Annotated in this window: 10 protein-coding genes; 7 read left to right on the plus strand and 3 right to left on the minus strand. The window is 61.2% G+C overall.

The genetic code is table 11. The annotated features are described in order from the left end of the window. The first annotated feature begins 2 nt into the window (after nucleotides 1-2). Nucleotides 3-872 (plus strand): HNH endonuclease, encoded by an 870-nt coding sequence (locus tag A9995_RS10805; protein WP_067612836.1) that lies wholly within the window; start codon nucleotides 3-5, stop codon nucleotides 870-872. 153 nt (nucleotides 873-1,025) lie between these two features. Here the strand turns inward: A9995_RS10805 and A9995_RS10810 are convergent, their stop codons facing one another. The 3 genes from A9995_RS10810 to A9995_RS10820 form a co-directional block, all read right to left on the minus strand. After that, the gene (locus A9995_RS10810) at nucleotides 1,026-1,994 is read right to left on the minus strand and encodes a hypothetical protein (protein ID WP_067612839.1); all 969 of its coding nucleotides are present in this window, start codon (nucleotides 1,992-1,994) and stop codon (nucleotides 1,026-1,028) included. A 290-nt stretch (nucleotides 1,995-2,284) separates the two neighbouring features. Continuing rightward, nucleotides 2,285-3,550 (minus strand): glutamate-5-semialdehyde dehydrogenase, encoded by a 1,266-nt coding sequence (locus tag A9995_RS10815; RefSeq protein ID WP_067612842.1) that lies wholly within the window; start codon nucleotides 3,548-3,550, stop codon nucleotides 2,285-2,287. A 40-nt stretch (nucleotides 3,551-3,590) separates the two neighbouring features. Continuing rightward, a complete protein-coding gene (locus A9995_RS10820; protein ID WP_067612845.1) occupies nucleotides 3,591-4,358 on the minus strand; it encodes a pyrroline-5-carboxylate reductase in 768 nt (255 codons plus the stop codon). Nucleotides 4,359-4,580: 222 nt separating this feature from the next. Between A9995_RS10820 and proB the strand changes: the two genes are divergently transcribed. The 6 genes from proB to A9995_RS10845 all read left to right on the plus strand — a co-directional run bounded on the left by proB (nucleotide 4,581) and on the right by A9995_RS10845 (nucleotide 14,017). Next, nucleotides 4,581-5,723 carry a glutamate 5-kinase gene (gene proB, locus A9995_RS10825; protein ID WP_199797258.1) on the plus strand — a complete coding sequence of 381 codons (1,143 nt, stop codon included), beginning with the start codon at nucleotides 4,581-4,583 and terminating at the stop codon, nucleotides 5,721-5,723. 99 nt (nucleotides 5,724-5,822) lie between these two features. Next, complete coding sequence (locus tag A9995_RS10830) at nucleotides 5,823-6,608, plus strand: outer membrane protein assembly factor BamD (protein WP_067612851.1); 786 nt, start codon at nucleotides 5,823-5,825, stop codon at nucleotides 6,606-6,608. Between the two features lie 1,203 nt (nucleotides 6,609-7,811). Further along, nucleotides 7,812-8,348 (plus strand): PEPxxWA-CTERM sorting domain-containing protein, encoded by a 537-nt coding sequence (locus tag A9995_RS16070; RefSeq protein WP_082992652.1) that lies wholly within the window; start codon nucleotides 7,812-7,814, stop codon nucleotides 8,346-8,348. A gap of 390 nt (nucleotides 8,349-8,738) precedes the next feature. Further along, nucleotides 8,739-9,341, plus strand: coding sequence for a PEPxxWA-CTERM sorting domain-containing protein (locus tag A9995_RS17390; RefSeq protein WP_233998180.1), 603 nt, complete (start codon nucleotides 8,739-8,741; stop codon nucleotides 9,339-9,341). Nucleotides 9,342-9,892: 551 nt separating this feature from the next. Beyond that, nucleotides 9,893-12,274 (plus strand): EAL domain-containing protein, encoded by a 2,382-nt coding sequence (locus A9995_RS10840; RefSeq protein WP_082992653.1) that lies wholly within the window; start codon nucleotides 9,893-9,895, stop codon nucleotides 12,272-12,274. Between the two features lie 624 nt (nucleotides 12,275-12,898). Continuing rightward, entirely contained in the window at nucleotides 12,899-14,017 is a 1,119-nt protein-coding gene (locus tag A9995_RS10845; RefSeq protein WP_067612860.1) for a glutathione S-transferase family protein, read from the plus strand. Nucleotides 14,018-14,100 lie beyond the last annotated feature (83 nt).

Below are 14,100 nucleotides of genomic sequence, written 5' to 3' on the forward strand. Positions count from 1 at the left end.
AAGTGACCTTTGGTGTTTTCATGCACAAGGATGGATCGATCTACGACGACATCCCCGAGGTGCATTACCAGTTTCCGAAGAGCTATCTCAGCCGCGCCAAGCAGGTGGTCGGCGATTGGATAGTCTATCGCGAGCCGGTCAAGCTGCCGCAGTCCAAGGGCTTCTTCGCTGTGGCGAAGGTCGAGCGGATCATTCCTGATCCTGACATATCGGATCGCTACCGCGCCCTGATCGAAGAGGGCAGCTATCTGCCGTTCTCGCCGACCGTTCCGCACGTAGTGGATGGCCAGCCAGTCGAACGCGATCTGGCCAACGCGCAGGCTGCTGTGCGCCCGCTCTCCAATTCCGATTTCGCGCGCATCATCGCCTTGGGCCTGCCCGAGGACGATACGCTGCCACGCACCGGCGATCTCCAACCGCTGAACCTTGTACGGGACAATCCGCAAATGCCGTTCGAGGTCGAGCGGCCCATGGTGCAGACGTTGCTCAACCGCCCGTTCCGCGACCGGGCGTTCCGGCGCGCGGTGCTGAACGCCTATGACGGGCGCTGCGCGGTGACGGGGTGGAAGCTCGTCAACGGCGGGGGCCGGCTGGAGGCCGAGGCGGCGCATATCCGCCCGGTCGAGCATGGCGGACCCGACAGCATCCGCAATGGGCTGGCGCTGTCAGGCACCGCGCACTGGATGTTCGACCGGGGGTTGATCGGGCTGTCGGATGATCTCGACATCATGGTGTCGCGGCAGGTCAACGATCCGGCAAGCATCGAGGCGATTATCAATCCGACGCGGCGGGCAGTGGCGCCAAGCCGCGAAGCGGAGCGCCCGCATCCGGCGTTCCTCGCGTGGCATCGGGAGCATTGCTTCAAGCTCTAGCGCTTGTGGCTTGAGTTTTTTGTTTGGGCCCTCAGGCGCCGGGCGGGGCGCATCCGCGCCCCTTGGCTTTCCTCGCATAAGCTCGGGCGGGCGGTCGCCCTTGCGGTCCGCTGGCGCGGCCCGGACTTGCGCTCTCCAGCTAGGTAGAGCGCATCAATCCCACCCCTCATCCTTGAACCCCCGCACACCCGGCTCCGCCGTTCGCCTCGCCACCGCTTCCGCCGCCGCCTTGTCCTTCGCGCGTTCCTCGGCGAGGAAGACTTCGGTCTCCTTGTCCAGTTCCGCCTGATAGTGGATGATCGTCGGCATCTCGCCGGTCTCCTCCGGGATCGGGGGGAGGCCGGCGGCCTCGCGGGCGCGGTCTTCCTCCTCGCGCTGGCGGTCCTGATAGGCGCGCGAGCTGGGGTGCTCGGGGTCCTGGCGGCAGTCGTAGCCCGCGGCCTTGTCCTCGTGCTCGAGCCGCGCGAATTCGTCGTAGGCGGCGCGGGTGCGCGGGCTCATATAGTACAGCCAGTTCTTGCGCATCGAGGCGAGCTTGCGGTCGATCGAGGCGAGCACCTCGTCCTCCGCCTCGTAGCTGTTGGCGCGCTTCTGCTCCTCCTCCCACTCGCTGCGCCACTGCTGCTTGCGCCGCCTCATCTCCGCCGCGTCGACCGCGTTCAGGCCCTTTGGCTTGCCCTCGGTGAAGCGCTCGGGCGCGCGGTTGCGCAGTATGAACATCAGCAGGCGGTCGTTGTAGACCACGCGGGTGCCGACGAGCTTGCCATAGGAATAGACCGGGACCTCGACCCCGTTGAGCGCTCTGTCCATCGCGACGTCCTCGATGCGGCGGATGCCGAGATCGAGCGCGGCATCCCAGGCGGCGCGGAACTCGTCCGCCTCGGGGTGGCGGCGCAGCAGATAGGCGCCGTGATCGGCGCGCGCGACCGCGCGGCAGGCGCTCGCCACGCTGCCGGTGTCGGCCAGCGCCTCGATAAAGGCGCATTGCACCGCAGCGGTCCAGCCGTTGGAGCGCTGCTTGAGCCGCGGCACCGGCGCGAAGGCCGGCAGCGTACCGCGCGGCGATTGCGGGGCGAGGGAGTCAGGGGCGGGGGGCGCGGTTTGCGAGTCGGGATCGGTCATCCGCGATGATGAAGCAGATTTGTCGCGTGTAGGAAAACAGATGTGGGCGGGCGGAGTTTTTTGTTTGCGCAAGCGCCTCCGCGCTCGCGATATCCTCGGCCCTCGCGGGCCTGCGGGCGGCCGGTCGGCCTTGCGGACCCTAGCGGGTCCGTTCTGCGGACCAGGCCAATGGCTCGCGCTCGGACGACGCCGCAAGCGTCGCAAGGCCGACCGCCCGCCCGAGCTTATGCGAGGACAAGCCTAAGAGGCCGGATGGCCCCGTCGGCGCCTGAGGCTAAACAAAAAACAAACTACGGCCGCGTCTGCCCGTCGCCATGCACCAGATATTTGAAGCTGGTGAGCTGTTCGAGCCCGACCGGGCCGCGGGCGTGCATCTTGCCGGTGGCGATGCCGATCTCGGCGCCCATGCCGAATTCGCCGCCGTCGGAGAACTGGGTCGAGGCGTTGTGCATCACCACCGCGCTGTCGATCGCGGTCATGAAACGGCGCGCGGCATCGGCGTCTTCGGTGAGGATGGCGTCGGTGTGGTGCGAGGAGTGCGTGTCGACCCAGGCGATGCCCTCTTCCAGGCCCTCGACGATCTTCACCGAGGCGATCGGGCCGAGATATTCGGTGTCCCAGTCTTCCTCGCTCGCGCGGGTGAGCCGCGAGTCGATCTTCACCGCCTCGGCATCGCCGCGCAATTCGCATTCGCCCGCCATCGCGTCGGCCAGCTTGGGGATCACCTGCGCGGCGACCGCGCGGTCGACCACCACGCTCTCGGTCGCGCCGCAGACGCCGGTGCGGCGCATCTTGGCGTTGCGGATGATCGCGACCGCCTTGTCGATGTCGGCGGCCTCGTGGACATAGCTGTGGCAATTGCCATCGAGGTGCAGCAGCGTGGGCACGCTGGCCTGGTCGCGGACCAGCTCGACCAGCCCGCGCCCGCCGCGCGGGATCACCAGATCGACGAATTCATCGGCCTGGAGCAGCGCGGCGACCGCGGCTCGGTCGGTGGTCTGGACGGTCTGGACGGCATCGGCGGGGAGCCCGGCGGCCTCGAGCCCGGCCTGCATGCAGGCGACGATCTCGCGGGTGGAATGGCGGCTCTCGCTGCCACCGCGCAGGATCACCGCATTGCCCGATTTGAGGCACAGTGCGCTGGCATCCGCGCCGACATTGGGGCGCGATTCGTAGATCATCCCGATTACCCCGATCGGCACCGCGACACGCTCGATCTTGAGCCCGTTGGGGCGATCGAACTGCGCCAGCTGGCGACCCACCGGGTCGGGCAGCTCGGCGATCTGCTCGAGCGCGGATGCCATGCCCTCGATCCGGGCCTCGTCGAGTTCGAGCCGGTCGATGAAACTGGCGTCCTTCTTGCCCGCAACGCTGGCGACATCCCTGGCATTGGCTTCCAGCAGCGTCGGCATCGCTGCGCGCAGCGCCTTGGCCGCCTCGATCAAAGCCTTGTTCTTGGCCTCGGTGCTGGCTGTGAGCAACTGGCGCGCGGCCTCGCGGGCGCGGCTGCCGAGTTCGTGGATATGGAGTTGCGGGTCGAGTGTCTGGTCGTTCATCGTGAGTTCCTTGCAGGAGGAGGGGCGGGAGAGGCGCTGATCAGCGCAGCTCGACCGCCCGGTTGTAAGCCGCAGCGAGCGTTTCGCGCATCCGGGCCGAAATGAGGTCGTCGCCATTGAGCGCGTCGAGCCCGGCGGCGGTAGTGCCGCCCTTGCTGGTCACCGAATTGCGCAGGGTTTCCAGATCGGGCGCGCCATGCGCTTCGGCCATGGCGACCGCGCCGCCCATCGTGCCCAGCACCATCGCGCGCGCCTCGTCCTCGGTGAAGCCTATCCCGGTCGCCGCGGCGACATAGGCGCGGGCGATCTCGAAGACATAGCCCGGGCCGGAGCCCGCAACCGCGGTGACCCTGTCGAGCTTGTCCTCGCTGTCGACGCTGACGGTGGCGCCTGCGCGGCGCATCATCGCCTCGGCATGCGTCAGCGGCGCGGTTTCGGCGGCAGGATCGGCGTAAAGCCCGCTGACCCCGCGACCGACCGCGGCGGGGAGGTTGGGCATGACCCGGACGACCGGCGCGCCGCCCATCGCCTGGGCGATCCGCGCTGCAGAGGTGCCCGCAGCGATCGAGAGCGCATAGCCGCCCGGTTCGAGATGGTCGCGATAGGGCGGGATCAGGTCGGCGATCATCTGCGGCTTGATCGCGACGACCACGACATCGAAACGTTCGTCGCCCAGCGCGGCGCGATCCGCCAACAGGCGCACTCCGTCGGGGGCGTGTTCGAGGCCCGGATCGACGATCGTGAAGTTCTCATCGCCGGTCATCCAGTGGTCGAGCAAGGCGCCGCCCATCTTGCCGCAACCGATCATGAGTATTTTGGAAAAAGTGATAAGTCGCTCCTCGCGATAATTTTTCGAGCTTCAATCTATTTCACCGGGTTTCCGATTCAATAGATAACGAATAGGTTTCGCTGCGCCAGGGTGTTTGATATATCGCGACGACCGAAGAGATTTCAATCACGCGGGTTGTGCACTGCACCATCGCTATCTATGTGGAAATCGTATCGTTTTCAACCCAGCGGAAATTCTATTGTGACCACCAAACGCAGCGTAGTCGTAAAAATCGGTTCAGCCCTGTTGGCCAACCAGGACCTGCTTACCCCACGGTTCGGCTTCCTCCAGCGGCTGCTCGAGGACATCAACCGGCTGCGCGCCGATGGCTATGACGTCATCGTCTGCTCCTCGGGCTCGGTCGCGCTGGGGCTGCGTCTCATGGGGGAAACGCCCGAGAGCGCCGGTCTTTCCGACAAGCAGGCGGCTGCCGCCTGCGGAATGCCGGTCCTGCTCAACGCATATCGTCAGGTGGGGCATGAATTCGGCATGGAAATCGCGCAGGTGCTGCTGACACTGGGGGATTTCGAGGACCATCGCCGATTCCTCAACACCCGCAACACGGTTCATCGCCTGCTGAAGGCGAGGGTGTTGCCGATCGTCAACGAGAACGACACCATCACCACCGAGCAGATTCGCGTCGGCGACAACGACCGGCTGGCAGCCAAGGTCGCGCAGATGATCGGCGCCAAGGATCTGATCATCCTCACCGGGGTCGATGGCCTCTACGACCGCAATCCCGACGATCCCGAGGCCGTTTTCGTACCCGAGGTCGAGGACGTCTCGAAATATATGCAGGCCACCAAGGGCAAGAGCACGCTGGGCACCGGGGGCATGGAGACCAAGCTGCTGGCCGCCAATATGGCGCAGGAGGCGGGTTGCACCACCTGGATCGCGCAGGGCGAGGCCGACCGCCCGCTCAGCACCGTGCTGTCCGGCGAGCGCCGCGCGACGAGGATCCTGCCGCATCCCAATCCGATGTCGGGCTGGGACAGCTGGATCGCCAACCGGCTGCAGATGGCCGGCAGCCTGTCGGTCAGCAAGGCCGTGGCCAATGCGCTGACCAGCGGCGAGCGGCCGATCTGCCGCGACGACGTGGTTTCGATGGATGGCGATTTCGCGCGCGGCGATGTGCTGCATATCTACGACGGCACCGGGATCGAGCGGGCGCGAGGGCTGAGCGATTTTTCCTCCGAGGAATTGCGCGTGCTGCTCAGCAATCCCGACACCGACGAACAGCAATTGCTCGGCTATCGCACCAAGGGCGAGATCATCCGCAGCAACAATCTGGTGCTGCTGGAAAACCGCCATCTGCTGTGGGACGCTCCCGAAGGGGTGAACTGAGCGCAGACAGCCAGCGCAGGTTCTGCGGCGGGCATTAAGCGCATCCGGGCCCACACCTTCACTTGGCGTTCAGCGCGGTGCTGGCTATAGGCCGTCCCCATGACAACAAAGCCGATCCTCGCCGCCGCGCTCGCGGGCGCCACCCTGCTCACCGGCGCCTGCGCCTCCACCGGGGGCGGCGAACAGGACACCGCCTATGTCGCGCGCGATGTCGAATCGCTGTATTCGGTGGCCAAGCAGCGGCTCGATCGCGGGCAGCCGACTCTGGCAGCGGCGCTGTTCGACGAGGTCGAGCGCCAGCACCCCTATTCGCCCTGGGCCCGCCGCGCGCAGCTGATGAGCGCGTTCAGCTATTACGCCGGCGCCGATTACAACAAGTCGATCCAGTCGGCGCAGCGCTTCCTGACGATCCACCCGGGCAACAAGGACGCGCCCTACGCCTACTACCTGATCGCGCTGAGCTATTACGAGCAGATCAGCGACGTCCAGCGCGACCAGAAGATCACCGAGCAGGCGCGCACCGCGCTGACCGAGGTCAACCGCCGTTTCCCGCAGAGCGAATACGCTGCCGATGCGCGGTTGAAGCTCGACCTGGTGGAAGACCACCTCGCGGGCAAGGAGATGGAAATCGGCCGCTATTACCAGCGCAGCGGCCGCTGGATCGCGGCGCAGATGCGGTTCCAGAACGTGGTCGACACCTTCCAGACCACCAGCCACGCCCCCGAGGCGCTCTATCGCCTGACCGAGAGCAGCCTGGCGCTGGGGATTCCCGAAGAAGCGGTGAAATACGCCGCGGTGCTGGGCTCCAACTATCCTGGCAACGAATGGTACGACCGCGCCTACGAGCTGGTGCAGGACCATGCCGCAGGCGTGACCGCGAGCTGATCGGGGCGCTACCGGTGGCGTGGGTCTCCCGAGCGGGATCCGTTGCCCCGGCCTTGTGATCTCCCTCGTCATTGCGAGCCGCCGCAGGCGGTGCGGCAAGCCACGACCGACGCCTTCCGCCCGACACGACCGCAGCGGCGGCCCGCGAAGTCGCGCCATGGATTGCCGCGTCGCTACGCTCCTCGCAATGACGAGAGGGAAGATACTTACTGCGAAAGTGGCAGTCCACGGTAGGGGGCTGGCTGGTTGATGGGATTTTTTCCAAAAGCTGCCTGTCGGCTAGCGACCCAATTGCAGACATCGATGATCGGCTATAACCTCGCTCTATGCGCTGATCCTTTCCGCTTAGTCTTGTTTTGAGCTTTGCCGTCTTAACAGCGATTTGGGTTGGTTCGGTGGGTCCAACGGGAAGCAACCCACGGGTTCGATTAGAATTACGAAGCTCCCAAACCGAAGCTGATATTCTTAAATGCCCCGCAATTCAGGCATTCATAAAGAGAAAACGGATGGGGGAATTACTGTCTACCCGAAGTTCAAAATTATGGAATAAGTCCTTCAGCGACCGGGGAAATGCAACTCGTTTAACGCTGATTGAAGATGATGGATCGACCGTCCTCAAAGTTAGCTCAGATGCCGCACTCGCAGACTCAATTGAGGCTTCGATTAGAGGCTGCGTTGATTGAAGATTCGAGTCGAATGTAAAGCGCTGAGCCTTCGGTCTGTGGCAGCTAACCACCCCAATTTCGGACATTCCGGCTTCAACCGGCGTTCACCGGAAGCGGACCGGCTGATTTCTGGGATTGGCTGCCAAAAGCGGCCTGTTGGCTAACGACCCAAGAGCGGTTTCTGGGCCTCACTCCTAAAAATGGTCCGGCCGCACTAACACTCTAACACTCCCGCGCTCAGCCGGCGATTGGTGAGACTCTTCAATCCTCACGCGAGAGATCCTGATTGAGCGACCGATGAAATCTCCAAATACCAATAAGGTTAACAGAGGGTTGTCGCTAAATAAACAATCTGTCGGAGGATGCACAGGCAAGCAAATATCAAAAAATAATTAAATGTTCAAGCTGCTGCATCCGGTGGGGCCTCTCCCGGGTATCTTCTTTATGGTCGCAGGTCGCACGGACCTGTCACGACGCCGCGGGTAAGTTTCGTTCACCACCCGCATCAGAAGATTACCTCAAGAATCGGAATTTATTTATGCAGTTAAAGACCCTATTGACCACGACAGCAGCGTCCCTCGCTGCAACGATAGCGGTACCAGCAAACGCCGCGACCTTACTGTTTGAGCTTACTGGAGGGCGCAATGTTACGTTCGAACTCGACTCAAACCCCATACCAGACAGCTTTGGAAGCAGCTTCGTAGGCGAGCAGGCAATTTTCAGAAATGCTCAGGGAACTGTCAACGGTCTGGAATCCACAATCAGCCTGATTAGCTTCGGAACATCTTTGATTGCTGACTTTAATGTCGTTGCTTCAGGACTTGGCTTCACTCAATTTGCGAATGGCGGGCCCCTCTTTTCAGGCCCAGGTAGTGCACCAGTCTTCGCACGTGGCACCTTTCAATTGACTAATCCGTTCGCGCCTTCCTCGAATAGCACTCTTGTCATCTCAGAGGTTGCCGCGCCAGTTCCTGAGCCTGGAACATGGGCAATGATGTTGCTGGGCTTTGGTTTCGTTGGCGGAGCAATGCGTTCTGCTAAGCGGAGGCAAAAGGTTACTGTCTCCTACGCTTGATCGGTACTCCAAGCGTAGTGAGGGCGCCGCTGGTCTAACGACTGGCGGCGTTTTGGTGTGCGAGAGACATGGCAGCTAACCACCCCAATTCACGCCGTTCCCGGTGGCTAGTGACGACCCTGGGACCGTTCAGGCTGCTATCGCCTGATTTTTATCAGAAGCTGCCTGTCGCGTAACGACCCACGAACAGAGTTTTTGCTTGGCGCGTTGTCCCGAGCCAGTGAGCAAGCGCTGAGCATTGCCTCTAGCGTAGGCCCTGCCAGACCTGTCCCAATTTGGAACACAGCTATTTGAGCGGCGAAACAGGATTGCGCATAATAAACGATAACTTAACGCAGCTTCACTCTCAAATCGCGCACGGTGTGTGATAGCTCCTAAGGCTTATTTATGTTGAAAAAAGCGCTGTTCGCTGCCTGCTTTGGTATGGCCGCCACCTCGGCCAACGCCGCGATTATCATTTCAGAGGACTTTGAAAGTGGACCGGGGGTCTTTACGCTCAACGGTAATGCACTTCTCAACACTAGTGCTGACTACGTCCAATGCTGCGGCACGCCGAATGACACGAGCAACACGTTCGTGACGTTTGGCAGAGGCAACGCGGCGAGCGGTTCGCTGGCGACGTCCTTCGACACGATGCTGGGCCAGTTATACTCTGTCACCTTCAATTTTAGCGCACTGGGCCAAGGGACCGAGCCACTCACTTTTAATGCGGGGGGGCAATCATTTATCTTCAATCCAGTTGCTAACAACAATCTGGCCTTCCAAAGCGGTGGCTTTTCATTCCTAGGCACTGGCGGCACCACAAACTTTAACGTGACTAGTGCTGGCTTGAATAACGTCGACGCGATCGTGGACAACATCACAGTTTCTAATGCTGTACCGGAGCCTGCTACTTGGGCGATGATGCTGCTTGGCTTTGGCTTTGTCGGGGTGGCAATGCGCCGCCGTCGCGACGAAAACCAAAATAAGCTGCGGCTGCGCTTCTCCGCCTGATTACATTCGTAACATGCACTTAGCGCCGCTGGTCGAAAGACTGGCGGCGCTTTGTTGTCCGGGGGAGCGGCAGCTTTCCACCCAATATCGGACATTCGCGCCGCGACGAGCATTGACCGAAAGCGGACTGGCAGCTTGCTGCAATCCTGTGCCAAAACCTGCCTGTCAGCAAACGACCCAGTTGCGGACGTTCAGGACGATCGCCGCTGTTCGCGACAGCGGTCGTTCGCTTGTCCGTAGACGGAAGGACCGCTGACACCCCAAATCTCGGACTACAGCTCCGATAGCAGTGCTGTTCAAAACGGACGCCCGTTCAACGGCCGTGGCACGCCCGAGCTAGGTATGTGCGCGGCATGATGTGTGCGCAACAGCCAGCTTCGATACCTCGGTCCCCCGAGCATGGATCTTGAGTAACTAAGCTGGGCAGCCTCCTTCGCATCACCGAGCGCATATCGACAGGAGCGTACCACCAGCAGCAAACTCGCCTATAATTACAGTTTGGGGCACCTCGAGCCAAATTAGGCTAGGCTTGAAAAAGCGACCGGGGATTGATGCTTCTCCCTCTTTATCCCGCGCAGGCTTCGATGTACCAGTTTCGGCTCTTCCACATTGCAAAGCCTCGACAGCGTTTTCTCGTGTTCGTCGCGCTACCTGCCATCTGCCTGGCTGGAGCACTGGTACTGTTCGGCCTCTGGAGTTTGTGGATCACTGCAGAGAAGAGCGATGCAGTGACCCGTGACAGGCAGGTGCGGGAGGTACGCCTTGCGATTGGCGCAACGCTCGACGAACTCGCTCAAAGTCAGGCAGGGGTTGCCATTTGGGATCCAGCCTTCGCCGAAGTGAGCAAGCGAAAGCCTGACCTGGATTGGCTGGACCAGAATGTTGGAACGTGGCTGAACTACGTGTTCAATCACGAAGTTGACATCATCGTGGACGGCCAAGATCGCCCTCTCTACGCGATGAAACACGGTGTTCGGGTCAATCCAGAGATATTCCTGCGCGTTCAGAAGGGAGTAGCCTTCCTGATAGCTGAGGCGCGCGGGCAAAGCAGCGACCAGGCAAACCCGCATGAGCGTCTTCCGAATCAAGAGATCCATCCACAAAGTACCGTCCGCACGTCCCCTTTTGCAGTGCATGCGACCGACCTGGTTGATATCGAGGGGAAAGTGGCGGCCGCGAGCGTCATGCGCATGATGCCAGATTCGTATGGAGCCGGCGCTACCACCGGCACAGAGCCGCTGCTCATTAGCATCCGCTATTTGAATACGAGCCTTATGCAAAATCTCCAGCGCGAACGGGGGATTGTCGGTGCACGTGTGACCAAGTCACCCGCTATCGATAGCTCCGCTGTGTACAGCGTCGCCCTATCTTCGTGGGACGGTAAGCCAATCGGCTATTTTACGTGGCTACCCGAGATGCCGGGCAAGGGAATTCTGCGTTCGGTGCTACTCCAGGGAGGAGTGGCGCTCCTTGCCCTATTGGGTTTACTCGCGGCACTGACTGCCAGCGTAGGCCGGCTAATGTCCAAGGATGCGAAGTCCATCCAGCGCCTTGAAGAAGCGCGATCGGAGCTGCAGGCTACAGAGGCGCAAGCTCTCTACCTCGCCAACCATGACGCGTTGACTGGTCTTCCAAACCGAGCCTCGTTCAGCAGGTTCGTCGATGAAGCGATCGGCGCAGCTGGATTGGATACGCTGCTCGGCGTGATGCTGATCGACCTCGACCGCTTCAAGCAGGTCAACGATACGCTAGGTCACTTGGCGGGCGACCAGCTGCTCCAGGCGGTGGCGGCTCGCCTCGTCAACTGCGTAGGCGACTGCGATGTCGTCGCACGCCTTGGTGGCGATGAATTCGCCATCTGCCTCGCCGATCGGCGTGTCTCGGATGATTTCTCGGACGCTGCGAACGCTATTCTCAGCGAGCTGCGTAAGCCGTTCGAGATCTTGGGCTCATCGGTGCATGTGGGTGGCAGCATCGGCATGGCGATTTCCCCCTTCCAGGGCTCTGAGAGGACCGAGCTGCTAAGGAAGGCCGACATAGCGATGTACAAGGCTAAGGAAGCCGGTCGCAACGACTATCGCTTCTTCACCGCCAAGATGGACGAGAGCATCGCCGGCCGACGCGTCATCGAAGACGAGCTGAGAGCAGCTTTGCGCTCGGGCGGAGAACTCTTCGTGGAGTATCAGCCGAAGCTAGACGCCACGGGGCGCCGCATATTGGGATTGGAGGCTCTGGTGAGATGGAAGCATCCCACTCGCGGAAATTTGGCGCCCGACGCGTTTATCCCGGTCGCCGAGGAATGCGGGCTCATCAATGCAGTAGGCGGCTGGGTGCTTGCCGAGGCCTGTCGCGTAGCGCGCCAATGGCCGAAGCTCTCGATGGCAGTCAACATCTCTCCTATGCAATTTCGAACCCCCGACGTGGCTCATTCGATCCAATCGATCGTATTAGAGGCTGGCGTTAAACCTGAGCAAATCGAGTTGGAGGTGACCGAGAGCATCCTCGTCGAGGATGATATAGCTGTGAAAACGGCGCTGGAGGGCTTGCGCGCCTCAGGATTTCGAATTGCTCTTGACGATTTCGGTACAGGGTATTCGAGCCTGAGCTACCTGAAGAAGTTCAAGGTCGATCGGATCAAGATAGACAAGAGCTTCATAAGACGTCTCGGCCACGATCCCGAGGCAAATGCAATCGTGCAGGCGGTGATTGCTCTAGGGCATGCGATGGCTCTTTCTGTCACTGCCGAAGGGGTAGAAACGGAGGAGCAGGAGTGCTTACTTCAGATCGCCGGCTGTAATGAACTTCAAGGTTTCCTGTTTTCGAAGGCGCTGCCTGAGAAGGACTTGCACGCCTTTTTTGTCGAAAAGCATATGGCCTTCGATGGCACTGGACCGGCGCCCAAAGTCAGGCGTCAAGTCCGCTTCGGTGCATGAAGCGCTTGGCACAACAAACGTTCACTTACACCATCTGAACGCCCGAAAACAGACGGCCAGCTCACCACCCCAATTCACGCCGCTCCTGATGGTCCTCCTCGACCCTGGAACCGGCCTGGCGGCTACGGCCTGAAATCCGCCAAGACCCGCATTTCTGGTGCCGACCCAATAGCGGCCAAAAGTGAAACCCCGGCCGCTGTTCGAAACCGGCCGTTTGTTCGACGCACGCCTATCATCCGCTCTTGGGCCGTTTCCTGTCAGGCTGCTTTTAGCACGGGATCGCAGCAAGCCGTCAGTCCGCTTTCGAGAAATGCTTGCCGCGGCGCGCCTTTCCGAAATTGGGTGGCAAGCGGACGTTCGGCCGTGACCCGGCAGATGACTGCTCTAGGGCCGATAGCCGCCATCCTGCTCACAGTGGACCATAACAAATTGGACCGTTTGCAAAGCGCTTTAGGAGGCGCCCGGTCTCGCGGTATAGTCGCGGGGGAGGAGTTAGGGACAATCCGGCGGGGAGTGTTGTATGACCGGCACGCAAGGGGCTACTCATTCAGGCGAGCCGACCTTGAGCTCGCCAAACGCACGCTGGGTCTGCCGAAATACGCTTCGAGGAGTCAGTCACGTATCATGGCAACACCCCCCATTCTCTATGGCCTGCCGCATTCGCTCTATACCGGGAAAGTGCGCAGCTATCTGCGCAAGCAGGACATCGCCTATCGCGAGAGACCCCCAAGCGACCCGCATTTCACAAAGATCGTGCTGCCCAAGATCGGCCGGGTCATCATCCCGGTCATAGAACTGGCCGATGGCTCCGTGGTGCAGGATACTGTCGATATCATCGACCACTTCGAACAGGCCGGTGTTCGCTATACGGCCTACCCCGAGACAAAGCGCCAGCGCGCTGTCGCGCATTTGTTCGAACTCTATTCAGCCGTCAGCCTCACGCGCCATGCCATGCACTACCGCTGGTCCTATCTGGCCCACCAGGAGCAGTTTCTGCGCGATGCCTTCGGTGTCGGCGGCAACCCAGAGCGAACCGGCGCAACGATGGCGCGAATGAACAGCTATCTGCCGATGCTGGGAGTGTCGGAAGACACTATACCAGCGATCGAGGAGAGCTACCGCCAATTGCTCGCAGGGCTGGATGCACATTTCGCTCAGCATGCCTACCTGCTCGGCGACCAACCATCGATCGGTGACTATTCGTTATTCGGACCGCTATTCGCGCATCTCGGGCGCGATCCTGTTCCGCTGGCTATCATGCAGAGCGAAGCGCCCAAGGTTTTCCGGTGGGTCGAACGCATGCATGCGCCGGATCTCGACCGGGTTGAATACTCCCCAGATGGCGATGCGGGGGGCTTTATGCCCGGCGACAGAATACCCGAAACCCTCGGCCCGGTTTTAAAGCAGGTTGCGGACGAATTGCTGCCAGGCTTGACCGATCGGCTTGAGGTCTTGCGCGCTCATGTCGCTGGCGGCGCTGCCGAACCCGGTCAGCCCGTGACTGCCAAACCCCATCAGCGGACCATCGGTCAGGCAGAAACGTCGTTTCGCGGCATTGCCTATACCGGCAGCGTGCAGCCCTACACATTTCTGCTGTGGCAAAGGCTGCGCGACGTTGCGGGTAACAGCGACGCCGTACGCGACCTGTTTGCAGCGCATGGCCTTTCAGCACTCCTCGAGGCGCGACTACCGATCCGCGTCGAGCGGAACGACAATATAGAAGTCTGGGGGAATCTCACCTGATTGGCTGGGCCAAGAATTGGGCCGGGGCTTCATAGGGAATGGTCGGAAGACCTTATCTGCGGGGCCTCTGCGAAATACGTTTT

The organism is Erythrobacter sp. QSSC1-22B (assembly GCF_001678665.1).
Taxonomy (GTDB): domain Bacteria; phylum Pseudomonadota; class Alphaproteobacteria; order Sphingomonadales; family Sphingomonadaceae; genus Qipengyuania.